This is a genomic window from Candidatus Binatia bacterium, assembly GCA_023150935.1.
GTDB lineage: Bacteria > Desulfobacterota > Binatia > HRBIN30 > HRBIN30 > JAKLJW01.
Genome location: JAKLJW010000006.1, coordinates 1 through 17,368 on the forward strand (window position 1 = coordinate 1; position 17,368 = coordinate 17,368).

Genomic DNA, 17,368 nt, shown 5'->3' on the forward strand with positions numbered 1-17,368 from the left:
CGACGGCGCCGCGCCCGCCGGTTCCACGGACGCCCTCGCCGGCGCGCTCGCGCGCTCCGCCGGCGCGGCGCGCGAGCTGGAGCGCCGCCTCAACGGCCTGGCAGAGCAGGCGCGACTCATGTTCGATGCCATGGACTTCCGCTTCCTTTTCGATTCTGGCCGGCATCTGCTCTCGATCGGGTATCAGGTCGCCGACGGCTGTCTCGATCCGAGCTGTTATGACCTGCTCGCCTCGGAAGCGCGGCTGGCCAGCTTTGTGGCCATCGCCAAGGGGGACGTGCCGGCCCGGCACTGGTTCCGCCTCGGGCGCGCGCTGACGCCGGTCGACCGCGGCTCGGCGCTGATCTCCTGGTCGGGCTCGATGTTCGAGTATCTGATGCCCTCACTCGTGATGCGCGCGCCGGCGCGCAGCCTCCTTGAACAGACGGGCCGCCTCGTCGTCCGCCGGCAGATCGGCTACGGCGCCACGCTCGGCGTGCCGTGGGGGATTTCGGAGTCGGCCTACAATGCGCGCGATCTGGCACTTACGTATCAGTACTCGAACTTCGGGGTTCCCGGCCTCGGCCTCAAGCGCGGACTCAGCGCGGACGCCGTCGTTGCGCCATACGCGACGGCACTCGCGGCGATGGTGGACCCGGAGGCGGCCACACGCAACTTTGCCCGCCTCGCCCACAGCGGGGGTCGTGGGGACTTCGGCTACTACGAGGCGTTGGACTACACGCCGGCGCGGCTACCCGAAGGCGAGCCGGTGGCCATTGTGCGCGCCTACATGGCCCACCATCAGGGCATGACGTTGGTCGCCCTCGACAACACACTTCACGACGGCGCGATGCGCACACGGTTTCACGCCGAACCCATCGTCCAGGCGACGGAGCTCTTGCTGCACGAACGCTGCCCACGCGATGTTGCGGTCGCCCGCCCGCGCGCCGAAGAGGTGGTTGCCGCCGTCAACCTTCGCGCCATCGTGCCCCCGACGCCGCGCCAGTACGACACCCCGCATGACCCGGTGCCACGCACGCACATCCTCTCCAATGGCCGCTACGCCGTGATGCTTACTGCAGCCGGTTCCGGTTACAGCCGTTGGCGCGATCTGGCGGTGACACGCTGGCGGGAGGATGTCACGTGCGACGCCTGGGGTACGTACGTCTTTCTACGCGACGTTCAGAGTGGGGATGTGTGGTCGGCGGCCTACCAACCGTGCGGCGTCGAGCCGGACAGTTATCACGTGGAGTTCGCCGAAGACCGGGTCGAGATCGGCCGCCGCGACGGGACGATAGCGACGACGCTCGCCGTGGCGGTCTCTCCCGAAGCCGACGCCGAGGTCCGCCGCGTGTCGCTTTCGAACCTCGGCAGCCGCCCGCGCGACATCGAGCTTACCTCCTACGCCGAGATCGTTTTGGCGCCGCCGGCGGCCGACGCCGCCCATCCGGCGTTTGCGAAGCTCTTCGTGCAAACGGAATTCGTCCCCACCGTCGGCGCGCTCCTCGCGACGCGCCGCCGGCGGTCGCCGGACGAGCCCGAAGTCTGGGCGGCGCACCTGGCCGTCGTCGAGGGCGCCGGCGTCGGCACCCTACAGTTCGAGACCGACCGGGCCCGGTTTCTGGGACGCGGCCGCGAGGTTCGCACGGCGGTCGCCCTCCTCGACGGGCAGCCGCTCTCCAATACGGCGGGTGTCGTGCTCGATCCCGTCTTCAGTCTGCGCCAACGCGTCCGGATTCCCCCGGGCGCAACCGTGCGTGTGGCCTTCTGGACCCTGGTTGCACAGTCACGCGGCGAGGCGCTCGACCTGGCCGACAAACACCTCGATGCCGCCGCCTTCGATCGGGCTGCCACCCTGACGTGGACCCAGGCGCAGGTTCAGCTTCATCATCTCGGTGTCGGCCCCGAAGAAGCCCACCTGTTCCAGTCGCTTGCCAACCACGTCCTTTACGCCAACCCGGCGCTCCGCCCGTCATCGGCAGTCCTCGCGCGCAGCGAAAGCGGTCCATCGACGCTCTGGGCACACGGCATCTCCGGCGACCTCCCGATCGTCCTGGTGCGCATCGACGAGGTCGACGATCTCGCTATCGTCCGGCAGCTTCTCCGGGCCCACGAGTACTGGCGGCTGAAGCTGCTGGCCGTCGACCTCGTCGTTCTGAACGAACGGTCGACGTCGTACACCCAGGAGCTGCAAGGGGCACTCGACGCAGCCGTGCGAGCCAGCCAGTCGCGGCCGCGGTCCTACGGCGAGGGCGCGCGTGGCAGCGTCTTTGTCCTGCGCTCGGACCTGCTGTCAGGCGAGGCTTACAGCCTGCTCCGGACGGTGGCGCGCGCGGTCTTGCTCAGTCGTCGCGGCAGCCTCGCCGAACAGCTCGAACACCTGGAGGCCGCGGCGCTCGCCGCCCCCCCCGGGGCCGCGCTCCCTGATGCTCGACGCTCACTGGCACGGATTGCGTTTCCACCGGTGACGCGAGATGCCGGGCGCGTCGCGTCGTCCGGCCCGGCGCCCGCCAGTGGAGCGCCGCCGCTCGAGTTCTACAACGGCCTCGGCGGGTTTGCCGCCGGCGGGCAGGAGTATGTGGTCGTCCTCGGCGCGGGACAGTGGACGCCCGCCCCCTGGATTAACGTCGTCGCCAATCCGTCGTTCGGCTTCCAGGTGTCCGCCGAGGGCGCCGGCTACACGTGGGCCGCCAACAGCCGCGAGCACCAGTTGACGGCGTGGTCGAACGATCCCGTGAGCGACCGACCGGGCGAGGTTATCTACGTCCGCGACGACGACACCGGCGCGCTCTGGGGGCCCACCGCGCTGCCGATTCGCGTCGAAACCTCGCGCTACCTGTGCCGGCACGGCCATGGCTACAGCCGCTTCGAGCACAGCGCCCACGGGCTGGAGCTAGAGTTGGTGCAGTATGTTGCGATCGACGACCCGATCAAAATCTCGCGCCTGACGGTGCGTAACAACTCGGGTCGCGCGCGACGACTCTCGATCACGGCATACGTGGAGTGGGTGCTCGGCTCCTCACGCGGCACTACGGCGCCCCACGTGGTATCCGAAATCGATGCGGAGACCGGGGCCCTGCTCGCGCGCAACCCCTGGAGCAACGACTTCGGCCGGCGCGTCGCTTTCGCCGACCTCGCCGGCCAGCAGATCGCATGCACCGGTGACCGCACGGAGTTCATCGGTCGCCACGGCACGCTCGCACAGCCGGCAGCACTCGCCGACGGTGCGATGCTGTCGAACCGGGTCGGTGCCGGGCTGGACCCCTGCGGAGCGCTGCAGACCCGGGTGGATCTCCGCCCTGGTGCGGTCGCCGAGATCGTCGTGTTCCTCGGCGAGGCGGCAAGCCGAACTGACGCGCGGGCCCTGATTCGACGCTACCGCACCTCCGACCTTGACGAAGTGCTCGGGGCGGTGACGCGCCACTGGGACGACGTCCTCGGCACGGTGCAGGTGCGCACGCCGGATCGGTCGATGGACCTCCTGCTCAACCGCTGGCTGCTCTACCAGACCCTCGCCTGCCGCCTGTGGGCGCGTTCGGCCTTCTACCAGGCGAGCGGTGCGTACGGCTTCCGCGACCAACTCCAGGACGTCATGGCGCTTGTGCTCACGCAGCCGGCGCTGATGCGCGCACACCTCCTGCGCGCCGCGGCGCGGCAGTTCGCCGAAGGCGACGTCCAGCACTGGTGGCTGCCACCCTCGGGCCAGGGAGTTCGGACTCGGGTGTCCGACGACGCGATCTGGTTACCCTATGCCGTTACCCATTACATCGAGGTGACGGAAGACGCCGGCGTTCTGGACGAGGTGGTGCCTCTACTCGAGGGACCGACTCTGGGCGACGGCGAGGACGACGCGTACTTCTGCCCGCGCGGCGGCGACGAAACCGCAACCGTGTTCGAGCACTGTGCGCGCGCGCTTGACCGGAGTCTGGCGGTGGGGGCGCATGGGCTACCCCTGATTGGCACCGGAGACTGGAACGACGGCATGAACCGTGTCGGTCACGCCGGTCAGGGCGAGAGCGTCTGGCTCGGTTGGTTCCTGTGCGCGACGCTCACCGGTTTTGCGCCGATCGCCGAGCGTCGGGGCGAGGCAGTGCGGGCGACGGCCTGGCGGCGCCACGCGGCGGCCGTCGGTGCGGCACTGGAACACGGGGCATGGGATGGCGGCTGGTACCGCCGGGCCTACTTCGACGACGGCACGCCGCTCGGGTCGGCCACCAACGCCGAGTGCCGTATAGATTCGGTCGCGCAGTCGTGGGCGGTGCTTTCCGGAACGGGCGACCCGGAACGGGCGGCGCGGGCCATGGCCGCCGTGGACGAGCACCTTGTGCGGCGCGATGCGGGACTCGTCCTGCTCTTCGCGCCGCCGTTCGACCAGACCCCCCTCGATCCGGGGTACGTCAAGGGATATCCCCCCGGCATCCGCGAGAACGGCGGCCAGTATACCCACGCCGCCGCCTGGTCGGTGATCGCCTTTGCAATGCTCGGGGACGGCGACCGTGCCGGAGAGCTGTTTTCACTGGTCAACCCCATCAACCACGCCACCTCGCGCGTCGCGATGCACCGCTACAAGGTAGAACCGTACGTCGCCTGCGCCGACGTCTACGGCCAACCGCCACACATCGGGCGCGGCGGCTGGACGTGGTACACCGGCTCGGCCGGATGGCTGTACCGGGCCGGTCTGGAGGCGATCCTCGGGTTTCGCGTCCGCGGCACGACACTGCTCCTCGACCCCTGCATCCCGCACGCCTGGTCCGGCTTCGAGGTCGTGTATCGCTACAAGTCGGCTCGCTACGAGATCGTGGTCGAGAACCCTTTGGGTGTCAGCCGCGGCGTCGCTCGGGCCGAGCTAGACGGCGCGACGCTGCCCGGTCCCGGCGCGCGTATCCCCCTGGCGGACGATGGCGCCCGCCATCGCGTCCGCGTGGTCCTCGGCTGATCGCGATGGAGATCGGCCGGCGGCGATCGCCCCGGCGTTGTTTGGCAGCCGGCGTTCGGGCACACTCCCGCGCGATCGGGGGCCGATGTCGAATGGCGCAAGAATCCGTGGATGTCCTGATCGTCGGTGCCGGTGCCGCCGGGGCGGCCCTGGCGTGGAGCCTGGCCGACACGCGCATGAACATCCTCTGCCTGGAGCAGGGCGACTGGATGGACCCGGCGCGTTACCCGCCGACGGCGATGGATTGGGAGGCGCGCCACCTCGGCGATTTCGCGGTAAGCCCGAATGTTCGGCAACGGCCGGAAGACTATCCCGTCAACGACTCGGAATCGCCCATTCAGGCCGCGATGTTCAACGCCGTCGGCGGCAGCACCATTCTTTACGCCGCCCATTTCCCGCGCTTCCACCCCTCCGACTTCCGCGTGCGCACGCTCGATGGCGTTGCCGACGACTGGCCGATCGACTACGCCCGCCTGGAGCCGTACTACGACCTGAACGCCCGCATGATGGGCGTGGCCGGGCTGGCCGGCGACCCGGCGTATCCGCCGAAGGAATTGCCGTTGCCGCCGGTGGCGTTGGGTAAGTACGGCGAAATGCTTGCCCGCGGGTTCAATCGTCTGGGCTGGCACTGGTGGCCGTCGGACAGTGCGATTGCCACGCAGGATTACGAAGGCCGCGCCGCCTGCGTCCATGCGGGGACCTGCCTGTTCGGCTGTCCGCAGGGGGCCAAAGCGAGTACCGACATCACTTACTGGCCCGAGGCGGTGCGGCGCGGGGTGCGCGTGCGGACGCGCTGCCGGGTGCGCGAGATCGCGGTCGACGCCACCGGCATGGCCACCGGCGCGGTGTATTACGACGCCGATGGCAGCGAGCGCTATCAGCCCGCGCACGTCGTCGTGCTGGCGTGCAACGGCATCGGCACACCGCGCCTGCTGCTCAACTCGCGTTCGCAACAGTTCCCCGACGGGCTGGCCAACCGCAGCGGCCTGGTCGGCAAGAACCTGATGTTGCACCCGTACGCCATGGTGCTCGGCGTGTTCGACGAACCGATCGAGGGTTACAAGGGCCCGACCGGCTGCTGCATCATGAGTCAGGAGTTTTACGAGACGGACCGTGCCCGGGGTTTCGTGCGCGGTTATTCCCTGGAGATCACACGGGGGTTCGGACCGGTGATGACGGCCATGTGGGCCCTCAACAACGGGCGCCTGCCGTGGGGCGCCGAGCATCACCGCGCCTATGCCGGCCTGTTCGACCGCATGGCGGGCATGGTGGCGATTTGCGAGGACCTGCCCGAACCGACCAACCGCGTCACGCTCGATCCGACGCTGGTCGACGGCCACGGGATTCCGGCCCCGAAGGTCACCTATCGTCTCGGGGACAACACCCGGACGATGCTCGCTCACGCGGTGGCGCGGGCACAGGAGGTGCTGGCAGCAGCCGGGGCCAGGGACACCGTCGTCGAGGCGCCGCTGGCGCTGGCGGGCTGGCACCTCATGGGCACGGCGCGCATGGGCACCGATCCGCGCGCGTCGGTGGTCAACGAGTGGGGCCGCTGTCACGATGTGCGCAATCTGTTCATCGTCGACGGCAGCATCTTCGTCACCGCCGCGGGCGTGAATCCGACCAACACCATCCAGGCGCTGGCACTCCACATCGGCGACACGATGAAGAAGAACCTGGCGAACCTGTTCGACTGAGAACGGCCGGAGCAAGCGCACGCCATGACCGACCACGTCGCCGCCCCTGAATCCGTGAATTTGTGCCTGCTCGCAAGCGTGCTCGACGAGCTCATCCCGGCGCGGCCGGACGCGGATCTGCCCGCCGCCGGCCAGCTCGATCTGGCCGGAGCGGTGGAAGCCGCCCTGCGCACCGCCCCGATGCTGCACGCGATGGTCGTCGAGGGTCTGAAGGATCTCGACGACGCCGCGCGCCGCCGTTTCGGCCGCGGCTTTCCCGATCTAAACGGTGCGGACAAGGTCACGCTACTCGGCGAGCAGGGCTTTGTCCTGCCGCTGACCCTGCACGCGTACATTGCGTACTACCAGCACCCGCGCGTCGTGAGCGCGCTCGGCCTCGAACCACGTCCGCCGCACCCGAAGGGTTACGAGGTCGAGATCGGCGACCTCACGCTGCTCGATCCGGTGCGGGCGCGGCCGACGCTCTATCGCCGCTGTTAGGCGTGATGTGACAGACGAAGTAACAGATAAGGATTAGCCACGAAGGTCACGAAGACCACGAAGAACGGCACCCGGGCATGACTGCGGCATGCCTCCGGCGCCGACGCCAGCAGACTCCCGCTGCCCCGAGCAGCATGATCAGCCAGCCCGGTCCGGTGCCCTCCGCTGCGCCGACGTGGCACCCGCCGCTGCCGGGAGCGCGCGAGCCCGCGCCGCCGCCTGCCTCGAGCGGCTGACCACCGGACTGGATGACCTCTACGCTGCCGTCGGCGGCCGCCACGTCGATCCGTTGCCCGCGCACGTCCGAGCCGACGACCTGGGTGGCAAGCAGCGGGTAGGCCCCCGGGGGTAGCCCATCGGGGGTCGACACCGTACACGTGTACAGGGTGTGGGGGTTGCCGAAGAACTCGGCGTCGGAGCTCAGCAGGATCGCCCGCAACCAGCCCGTACCGACCGTGAACCCGCGGCCGATGCTGCCTGTTTCCGGGCCCCGGCGGCAGTCCCCGACCTGCAGGCGGGGATCGAACACCAGGTCGTTCTGGATGGCGAATAGCGGAGCGCCTGCCGTGGTGAGGGTCACCGTGATCGTGCCGGTACCCCCGGCAGGTCCCGTGGTCGACCCGACCTGCAGGCATGGTGTGCCGCCCGGGCAGTGCGGGGTCGGGGCCTTCGTGGGTGTCAGCGTGAAGGTGGGGGTGGGCGTCGGCGTTGGCCGCGGCGTGTGGTCCGCGGGACGGCACGGCCCGGCCATACGCCCGACGGCAATATCGCGGGGATAGTTCCAGCCGGGAATCCGTGCGGTGACGGTCAGCGTGCTCGTGTCAACCGCGAGCACCGATCCTCCAGCCTCCGGCGCGAACACGGCGTGGCCGTCCGGGGTCACCGCCAGTGCCGTGACGGCCACACCCAGATCGAGGCTGCCGATCTGCTTCGTAGACGTGTCGATGGCGTGCAGCCTGCCAATGCCGTTGTCGCTTGCAACATAGAGGCGGCCACCATCCGGTGCGAGGGCCAGCGCGTATGGCGTGGTACCGTGGGGGGGGATCTCGACGTGGGCAATCGAAGAAGCGGTTACCACATCGAGGATCGGAACCGCGCCGAAACCGTCCCTGAGCAGCACGTACGCGGTTCGGTCATCGGGAGCCAGCACCACGCCTGTCGCGATGGGTCGTTCCAGGTCTGGGAGGAACGGGATCGTCTCAACCACCGCGCCGCTGTTCACGTCGACGACGGCCACGCCGCCGCGAAGGCCCCATGGCAGTGGCGCGTAGAGGCGCCCCCCATCGCGGCTTGCGGCGACCTTCACGTTCGTCCAGTCCCAGAAGCTCTTGGCGCCGAGCGGAAACTGGATCGACTTAATGAGCGAGCGGGAGGCGAGGTCGACGATCGAGACGAAGTCCTCGCACGCATCGACCACGTACGCGACGCTGCCGTCCGCGCTGACGGTAAGACTCGTGGGACACGAACGGACCTGCACGGCGTCGACCGGCTCGTACGTGTCCCCGGATACCACCCAGAGCCGCTCGCCGTCCGTGACGTAGACGAAGCGCCCGTTCGGATCCACCGCCACGCCGCGGGGTGCCCCTCCGACGTCTATGGTAGCAACGACCGCCAGCCTCTCAGCATCGATGACGGTGACGTAATCCGCTCCACTGTTGGCGACATACGCACAAACGTCCCCAGCGACCGTCGGCGCGGCTGTCGACACCGCCAGGACCGGCGCGGCAGCGGCGATAAGGACCAAGAAGCAAGACCGCTTGAAGGCTTCCATGTGAGGCTCACTTTCGCCGGTTGTTTCAGGGTTCACTCACCGCACTCGCCACCGATACGGACGTACCCTTCCGTGGCCGCGCTTTCGAGAACTCGGCCTAGCCGGCCGGCCACGATGGGTTTGGCAATCGCGAGAGAGGATTTCTCGCCCGCGCTGCCAACGATCTCGAAGCGACACGTTACTAAGGTGCCATCGTGCAGCACGGTGCCACCGCTGTCGAAGACAATGACCCGGAGTCGCCCGTCGTGAACGAGGTTGGTGTGGGCGCCCCCGCGGTAATCTGACTCGCCGGGCACGCACGCCATAAGGGGATCGGCCGGGCTCAGCGATGACGCGTCGTAGAGCAGGTCGAATTGGACACCATGCACCGCTGCCTCTCCGCCGTACATCGCGATCGGGACTTCCACGACTCGCTCCGCGCACGTGGAAACGGAGTCGACCGCGAGCGTGACCAATGGAGCAGCGGGCCCCTCGGCCGTCGCCATCGCTGTGCAGGTGATGCACTGGCCCGGTGCCACATTGAGGCATGCTGAGACCTTTGCCTGGGCCCCTGTCCCTTCATATGCCCCGATGTCGTAGGCGCCACCGCCCGGCTCGGGTCGCCCGTGGGCGTCAGCATCGCAGCAACCCGCCCGACATACTGGCAGCGGCGCGAAGCTGCTCGGCGGCAGTCCCCAATTGGAGCCTGCGCTGCTCGTCGTAAGGTGTCGGCCATCCCCCTGGAAAGACGGCAGGCTCGTCTGCGTGCGGTCGTGCACGTCGAAGTCGTTGGCGGCCCCCACGGCAGCAATGATTTCGTCCACCGTTACCGTCCGGTCGCCGTTGAGATCCCCCTGATAACAAGCGGAGAGCGGTTGCAGGCCATTGGCGATGCCCGTCATGATCAAGATCTCGTCCACGGCCACCGAGAAGTCGTAATCGCAGTCACCTACTGCGTCGCACATGCCGAGGGTCTGATCGGAGCTGCAGTCGCGCGGCGTTCCCGCGCGGTCGAAGTAACGCACCCGCGGACCGGCATCCGCCCGCGCCACGACGTCGCGGGTCCAGCGGATTTCGCCGCCCGACCCGTCAGGTGGGTTTCCCGACCCCGTATACTTCTTGGAGTACACCCACATGATCGAGTTACTACCCGTGATGATCGTGTTGTGGATACGGAGGTTGAAGCCAAGTACCCGACTATCGTTCCCCCCAGCTTGGATCCGCGGGTTTGGGCTTGCGGTGTTCCGGATCGTGCTAGTCAGGACCGTCACCTCGCCGACCACGGTCGACGGCGCCGAGCCCGCTGGTGGGCCGACGGCTACCCCAGCATTGGTGTTGTTCGCGGCATAGACGTTTTCGAGCTGGGCCGACATGCTGACTTTGAAACCGTTCTGCCCGTTCCCCGTTGCCTCCGCGTCCAGGAAGCGGGCAACGGGCGCGCTCAACGGGGTCGGCGTCGGGGCCGGCGCTGCCTGAATGTCGTAGCCGTCGTCGCCGCCCACGGCACCGTTGCCGGTCGCAACGGTGCGGTCGAAGGTGAGGTTCGACACCCGGTTGTTTGCCGAGGGGACCACGAAGCCGTCCCGCGCGCACTGGATGGCTTGCGCCGCGCGAAACACAATGTCGGAGGTCGGTGCTGCCGACGTACCGCTGATCAGAAAGCCGTTGCCGGCGCTACCCTGAACCCTTCCGCCATCCACGAGGACGCCGCTGCAACCGCCGATCCTCATGCCCAACTGGTGGGCGCCTTCGACAATGACGTTCTTGATGACGATGTTGCTGGCGTTCCCACCAACCTTCAGGGTGTCATTGAAGAGCATGCTCCCGCTCGGCTGGAAGGTGAAGTTCTCGACCTCCAGGTTCCTTACTCCGCCCTGGATCACGAACCCGTCGGTATTGTGCTGCTGCGGAATGACGACGACCGGCCCGGGGTCTCCGCGAAAGATCGTGCAGGCGGCTTTGCAGCTTGAGTCGGAACCGGCGCCAAGACGAGTAACATCAAGACGGGCGCGATCGGAAGGACGATCTGACGATCACTCACAGGAACCTCCCGTGGTGCCCTTGCTGCCGCCCTGTGAGAACAATCCTGCCACGGACGGGACTTGTCAACGGCGTTCTCCTCGCCCGGGCGCCACATGAACCCAAGGTGCCGAACGCCATTGGCGTCCATCACCCGGCTTGCCAGACCCCTGCGGCCCCGAACCCACGGCCGGGTGCTCCAGCCGTCGTCAGGCAGGGTCCGGACATCCGACCCGGTGGCTCGCCATAGGTAAGCGCCTCATCGAGGACCTCGATGCGCTCGTCGCTCAACTCGGCGACGCCTGAACCCGCGGTAGAGACCGGACACGACTGGTATACGCGACGCCCCCCGATTGCCGTACCTGGGCTCTTCCGGTACCTGAACTCATCCACCCAGTTGCGGCGCCGGCCGCCGGAGAGGGCACACCATGGGTTACGAGCGCGTTTCACTCGACTTCGACGGCAAGGTTGCCGTCCTCAAGTTCAATCACCCCGAGGTTCTGAACGCCATTGGCGGGCAGATGCTCGACGATATGCTTGCGGCGTTGCGCGAGGTTGGCGCGAAGGGAACGGCAGTGCGTTGCTTGCTGTTGACGGGCGAGGGGCGCGCCTTCTGTTCCGGGGCCAACCTGACCGATCGCGCCATTCGCACCAGTGCCGCCGAGGTGCTGCGCACGCGCTACCATCCGATCTTCTGCATGCTGCGCGATCTCGACATGCCGATGGTGACCGCCGTCCACGGCGCCGCTGCCGGGGTGGGCATGAGCTTCGCCCTCATGGCCGACATGGTATGCGCCTCGAAGGACGCCTACTTCCTGCAAGCCTTCGCGAAGATCGGCCTGGTGCCGGACGGCGGCGCGACTTTCCTGCTGCCGCGGCTCATTGGCTGGGGCCGGGCCGTGGAATTGTCGATGCTCGCCGAGCGGCTGCCCGCCGATAAGGCTTACGAGTGGGGCCTCATCAATCGCCTTTACGACGATCGCGAGGCCTTGATGGCAGGCGCCATGGAGCTGGCGCGCCGCCTCGCCGACGGCCCGCGCGCGCTCGGCCTGATCAGGCGTTTGTACTGGAGCACATGGACCAATGCCTACGAGCAGCAGCTCGATCTCGAAGCGCGCATGCAAGACGCCGCCGGCAACACCCAGGACTTCCGCGAGGGCGTCATGGCGTTCTACGAAAAGCGGCCGGCGAAGTTCACGGGGGAATGAGGTTGGGGAGAGGTTTCTAAGCACGATGAATTCCGTCGATTTCCGCACCATGATGGACCTCGAGCCGCACGGGCCCGACACCTTCGTCGGCACCGGGCCTCAGTACCCCTGGGGCGGGCTGTACGGCGGTCAGATCGTCGCGCAGGCCCTGCGGGCGGCCTCGCTGACGATCGACACCGGCTTTCAGGTGCACTCGTTGCACGCCTACTTCATTCGTCGCGGCGACGCCACCGAACCGATTCGACTCGAAGTGGACCGCATTCGCAACGGCCGCAGCTTCCTCACCCGGCGCGTCGTGGCGCGGCAGTCGATCGGCGCTATCCTGAACATGTCCGCCTCGTTCCAGACGCCGGAAGCGGGGGCCGACGTGCAGACCGAGGCAATACCGCCGGTGGCAGGGCCGGCGGGACTGAGCGCGGACGCCTGGGGTTCCCTCGTGGAACGGCGCTTCCTGCCCGAGGACATCGGCCCGGGCCGGGTCGGCGCCTGGATGCGCCTGACGGAAGATCTCGGGGACGATCCGCTGCTCAACGCCTGCGGCATCGCCTACTTGTCGGACGACCTGCCCACGGATGCCGTCGTGGCCCGTCATCCGCTGCGACCGCCGCCGGGCTCGACCGAGCGGCGCTTCTGGAACGCCAGCCTCGATCACGCCATCTGGTTCCACTACCCGACACGGGCGGTCGACTGGCACCTGCACGATTTCGCCTGTCGCGGCCTTACCGGCACGCGCGGCCTGTCGATCGGTTCGATCTTCGATGCCGCCGGCCGGCACGTGGCGACGGTGTCGCAGGAAGTGGTCATTCGCGCCCGACGCGAGTGATTCGCTGCCCGCCGTTCGTTGTCCCCTATCGACCGCCTTGTTATAGACTCGCCCGATGGATTTCTCGCTGAGCGATCGCTGCAAGGAGTACCGGGAACGCCTCCTGGCGTTCATGGAATCGCACATCTACCCGAACGAATCCGTGTACGAGGAGCAACTGCTCGCCGGCGGCGACCCGCACGGGCATCCTCCGATTATGGAAGAGCTCAAGGCCGAAGCGAAGCGGCGCGGACTCTGGAACCTCTTCCATCCCCACAAGGAGTGGGGCCCCGGTCTGAAGAACGCCGAGTACGCCCCGCTCGCCGAAATCATGGGTCGCAGCCCGATCGCCTCGGAAACCTGCAACTGCTCGGCCCCCGACACCGGCAACATGGAAGTGCTGACGATGTTCGGCACTCCGGCACAGCAGCAGCAATGGCTCCGTCCGCTGCTCGACGGCGAGATCCGTTCCGCGTTCGGCATGACCGAACCCGGGGTGGCCAGCTCCGACGCCACCAATATCGCCATGCGCATCGAACGGCACGGCGACCACTACGTGCTCAACGGCCGCAAGTGGTGGACCTCGAACATCTACCATCCCAACTGCAAGATCATGATCACGATGGGGAAAACCGACCCGTCGGCCCCCACGCACCGGCAGCAAAGCATGGTGCTCGTACCGGTGGACACGCCCGGCGTGACCGTGCAGCGCAACCTGACGGTTTTCGGCTACGTCGACCAGGAAGGGCACGGCGAAGTCGTCTACGACAACGTCCGGGTCCCGGCCTCGAACCTCGTCGGCACCGAGGGTGACGGCTTTCTCATCAGTCAGGCACGCCTCGGGCCGGGCCGCATCCATCACTGCATGCGCACCATCGGGGCCGCGGAACGCGCCCTTGACCTCATGTGCCGGCGGGCGCTCAACCGTACGACCTTCGGCCGCCGCGTCGCCGAACGGGCGAACATCCAGGATTGGATCGCGGAAGCGCGCGTCGAGATCGAGATGATCCGGTTGCTGACCATGAAGACGGCGTGGCTGATGGACACCGCCGGCAACAAGGGCGCCCGGACGGAAGTGGCGGCGATCAAGGTGGCGGCCCCGAACGTCGCCCTGAAGATCATCGACCGGGCTATTCAGGTGCACGGCGGCGGCGGGGTGTGCCAGGACTTCCCGCTGGCGCGCATGTACGCCCACATTCGCACGCTGCGTCTCGCCGACGGGCCGGACGAAGTTCACAAGATGGTCATTGCCCGGCGCGAGTTGCGGCGGTTCGATCCGGAGTTCCGCACCGACGCGCCCAACGAATTGGCCTCGGGCAGCGGGAAAGGGTAAGGGCTGGGGCAAGGGCTGGGGAGCACAAATGGGACGCATCTTCGAAACCCGCAAGCACACGATGTTCGCGCGCTGGGACCGCATGGCGAAGGCGTTCACGCGCATCGGCAAGGAAATCGCCATCGCCGTCAAGACCGGCGGACCCGACCCGACTTCCAATCCGCGCCTGCGCCGCGTCATCCAGAACGCCCGCGCCGTCAACATGCCGAAGGACAAGGTCGAGTCGGCAATCAAGCGGGCGGCCGGGCGCGACGCGGCGGACTATGCGGAAATCCTTTACGAAGGTTACGCGTCACACGGCGTCGCCGTTCTGGTCGAGGCCGCCACCGACAATCCGACTCGGACAGTGGCAAGCCTGCGCAACATCTTCGGCAAGAACGGCGGCAACCTCGGCACCAGCGGCAGCGTCGGCTTCCTGTTCAAGCGCATGGGAGTCTTCCGCCTCGACCCGGCGGGCATCGATCAGGAGACGCTCGAGCTCGACCTGATCGATCACGGCCTCGAAGAGATGGGCGAGAGCACCGGCGAGAAAGGCGAGCCGCAACTGGTAATCCGCTGCGCCTTCAACGATTTCGGTCGCCTGCAAAAGGCGCTCGAGGACCGCGGCATCAAGCCGTTATCGTCGGAGTCGGAGTACATCCCGGTCACCCCGACCGAACTGGACGAGGAGAGCGCCAAGGACGTCCTCAAGCTGGTCGACGCCGTGGAACAGGACGACGACGTGCAGAAGGTGTTTCATAACCTGGTATAGCGGCGCCCCGACGCGCCACCGGCCCCACCAGCCTTTGGGCTGGCGGTCAATAGCTTCTACCGGGACGCCCGCGGGCAGGCGTCGCAGGGCGGCCACTCAGGCCGGCTCATCCACCCAGCGACCCACGAACGCCGCCGTGCGCGCGGCAACGTCCGCGTGCGCCGCTACGACCCCGCGTCCGCGCTCGCCCGCCTCCGCCGCTGCCGCCTCGTCGGCCACATACCTCGTCCACACGGCCGACAACTCCCCTGCGCTCTCGATGCGCACCGCTCCGCCGGCAGCGAGTAAAGCCTCGGCCCACAAGGCGACGTTGGCCGTGTGCGGGCCAAAGGCCACCGGCTTGCCGCACAGAGCCGGCTCGGCCACGTTGTGCCCCCCCACTGCCGCCACCGTGCCACCGACGAACACCGCGCGCGCCGCCGGCAACAGGCCCGGCAGCTCCCCGACCGTATCGAGCAACAACACCTGCACGTCCGCCGGCACCGCACCCATCACCGCCGTGCGCCGCGCGCGGCGCAGACCCGTCGCGGCCACCAACCGGTCCACTTCATCGAAGCGCTCGGGCCGCCGCGGCGCCACCACGAGCAGCAGCGCCGGATGCCTCGCCCACAGCGACGCACAGGCGTCGAGCACGAGTCGCTCCTCACCCGCGTGGGTGCTGGCAGCAATCAGAACCGGACGCGCGCCGAAATCGATCGCGGCCCGACCGACAGGCACCGCCCCCGCACTGGAACGGGCGAACTTCAGGTTGCCGATGACCTCGACCCGGTCGGCGGGTGCACCCAGGCTTACGATCCGGGCCGCATCGGCGGCCGACTGCATCGCGAAACCGTCGACCTGCGCGAACACCGCCTTGGTTAACCAGCGCACCCAGCCGTATCGCCGCGCCGCACGCTCGGAGATGCGACCGCTAACGATCACCCGAGGCACGCCTGCTCGACGCGCGGCGCGGATCAGTCCCGGCCAGATCTCCGTCTCCATGATAACCAGTGCCCGCGGGTGAAGTTGCCGCACGACCCGGTCGACAATACCGGCCGGATCGACCGGCAGCAGCATCGCGCCGGCGACCGGAAGACTGGTCCGTGCCACCTCACGGCCGGTGGCCGTAGTGGTCGATACCAACCGCGGCACGCCCGGATACCGCTGCCGGAGTTCGCGCAGCAGCGGCTCGGCTGCCAGCGCTTCGCCGACCGACGCCGCGTGAACCCAGATGGGACGGTCGAGGGCGCGCACCGACGCTGGCAAGCAACCCAGCCGCTCGCGCAATCCGCTACCGTGGCGGCTCAACGCCAGCACGGGCAACACGGGCAGAGCCAGCACGCCGAACAGGGCCGCCACGGTGTCGTAGACGGCGTAGCTAACCTTACCGGCGGCGTCCCCCGCGTCGCGTCGGCGCCATGCGCCGGACGGGTTCATGGTGCCGCCGCCCCGTCACCGTCGAACGCGTTGCCGACCCGCGCTTCGGCTTCGCGGGTGATGGCGTTAAGCCGCGCTTCCAGCTCCGCCCGCAACCCCTCGACCTCGTCGTCGGTCGCCTCGCGCGGCACGTGCAGCGGTTCGCCAACGACATAAACGACGCGGGCAAACGGCAAGGGCAGGATGAGGCGGTCCCAACTGCGCAGCCGGCGCCGGCGGGTCGCCGCAAAGCTCACCGGGTAGATCGGCGCCCCGGTAACCCGCGCGAGGTGGATCACGCCCGCCTTGGCAACGTACCGCGGGCCGCGTGGACCGTCAGGCACGACCGCCAGGTCGTAGCCATCGCGGTACGCCCGCACCAATTGCAGGAACCCGCGCGCACCGCCGCGCGACGCCGAGCCTCGTACCGAATGGATCCCCCATCTGGCCAGGGCCCGTGTGGCGATCTCCCCGTCCCGGCTCTGGCTGTTCATGATGCAGAGTTTTCCACCCCGATACGGGATCGGCATCATCACGAGCCGGTTATGCCAGAAGGCGATAATACTCTGTTCGCGGCTTTCCCAGCGCCGCAGCAGCGCCTCGGCGCGCAGCAGCTCCACCCGCACCGTGAGCTGCAGCAGGCGCAGGCCGCCGCTGATCGCACGCGGACCCAGCTCCATGAGCAGCCACAGGAAGAACCCTTCGCGCCACCACCGGCGCCGCCCCGTACTCCCACCCACCGTCGTTATCCGTCCTTCCCTACTCAGCGCGGGCTGCGCCCGCAACCCATTGCGGATTGCGGAATGCGGATTGCGGAACTCATGAATCCGTCGTCCGCATTCCGAAATCCGCATTCCGAAATTCTTCGCACCATGAGACGAACTCGCGAACGAGTAACACAGCACGGGCTGCCGCCCGCAACCCAAAGCGAACAACCAGCCCGTTCGCCCCGAGTAGGAGCCCTTCCCCTGGGCTCCGTATCAAGGGGCGCGCCCCTGCCGAGCCTGTCCCTCGATAC

11 protein-coding genes are annotated in these 17,368 nt (G+C 68.0%); 7 read left to right on the forward strand and 4 right to left on the reverse strand.

The window, feature by feature from the left end; genetic code table 11:
• From L6Q96_05845 to L6Q96_05855, 3 genes are all read left to right on the forward strand, one after another.
• A partial coding sequence (locus tag L6Q96_05845) for a glycosyl transferase (protein ID MCK6554093.1) occupies window positions 1–4,915 on the forward strand: 4,915 nt, incomplete at its 5' end.
• A 92-nt stretch (window positions 4,916–5,007) separates the two neighbouring features.
• Entirely contained in the window at window positions 5,008–6,612 is a 1,605-nt protein-coding gene (locus tag L6Q96_05850; GenBank protein ID MCK6554094.1) for a GMC family oxidoreductase, read from the forward strand.
• 24 nt (window positions 6,613–6,636) lie between these two features.
• Window positions 6,637–7,092 (forward strand): gluconate 2-dehydrogenase subunit 3 family protein, encoded by a 456-nt coding sequence (locus L6Q96_05855; GenBank protein MCK6554095.1) that lies wholly within the window; start codon window positions 6,637–6,639, stop codon window positions 7,090–7,092.
• A 46-nt stretch (window positions 7,093–7,138) separates the two neighbouring features.
• On the opposite strand, the gene L6Q96_05860 is transcribed toward L6Q96_05855, so the two are convergent.
• Together L6Q96_05860 and L6Q96_05865 are read right to left on the reverse strand one after the other, a co-directional pair.
• Window positions 7,139–8,863, reverse strand: a complete 1,725-nt coding sequence (locus L6Q96_05860; protein MCK6554096.1) for a YncE family protein — start codon at window positions 8,861–8,863, stop codon at window positions 7,139–7,141.
• A gap of 32 nt (window positions 8,864–8,895) precedes the next feature.
• Window positions 8,896–10,725, reverse strand: a complete 1,830-nt coding sequence (locus L6Q96_05865; GenBank protein MCK6554097.1) for a right-handed parallel beta-helix repeat-containing protein — start codon at window positions 10,723–10,725, stop codon at window positions 8,896–8,898.
• A 564-nt stretch (window positions 10,726–11,289) separates the two neighbouring features.
• Between L6Q96_05865 and L6Q96_05870 the strand changes: the two genes are divergently transcribed.
• Genes L6Q96_05870 through L6Q96_05885 form a run of 4 tightly spaced genes read left to right on the forward strand, consistent with a single transcriptional unit; the run spans window position 11,290 to window position 14,955 of the window.
• Window positions 11,290–12,069, forward strand: a complete 780-nt coding sequence (locus L6Q96_05870; protein ID MCK6554098.1) for an enoyl-CoA hydratase/isomerase — start codon at window positions 11,290–11,292, stop codon at window positions 12,067–12,069.
• A gap of 25 nt (window positions 12,070–12,094) precedes the next feature.
• Window positions 12,095–12,892 carry a thioesterase family protein gene (locus L6Q96_05875; protein ID MCK6554099.1) on the forward strand — a complete coding sequence of 266 codons (798 nt, stop codon included), beginning with the start codon at window positions 12,095–12,097 and terminating at the stop codon, window positions 12,890–12,892.
• Window positions 12,893–12,947: 55 nt separating this feature from the next.
• Entirely contained in the window at window positions 12,948–14,204 is a 1,257-nt protein-coding gene (locus L6Q96_05880; GenBank protein ID MCK6554100.1) for an acyl-CoA dehydrogenase family protein, read from the forward strand.
• A gap of 28 nt (window positions 14,205–14,232) precedes the next feature.
• Window positions 14,233–14,955 (forward strand): YebC/PmpR family DNA-binding transcriptional regulator, encoded by a 723-nt coding sequence (locus L6Q96_05885; GenBank protein MCK6554101.1) that lies wholly within the window; start codon window positions 14,233–14,235, stop codon window positions 14,953–14,955.
• 96 nt (window positions 14,956–15,051) lie between these two features.
• Here L6Q96_05885 and L6Q96_05890 read toward each other — a convergent pair whose 3' ends face one another.
• Window positions 15,052–16,371, reverse strand: a complete 1,320-nt coding sequence (locus L6Q96_05890; protein ID MCK6554102.1) for a 3-deoxy-D-manno-octulosonic acid transferase — start codon at window positions 16,369–16,371, stop codon at window positions 15,052–15,054.
• Complete coding sequence (locus tag L6Q96_05895; GenBank protein ID MCK6554103.1) at window positions 16,368–17,090, reverse strand: lysophospholipid acyltransferase family protein; 723 nt, start codon at window positions 17,088–17,090, stop codon at window positions 16,368–16,370. Before L6Q96_05895 ends, L6Q96_05890 begins: the two co-directional genes overlap by 4 nt.
• Between the last annotated feature and the right edge of the window lie 278 nt (window positions 17,091–17,368).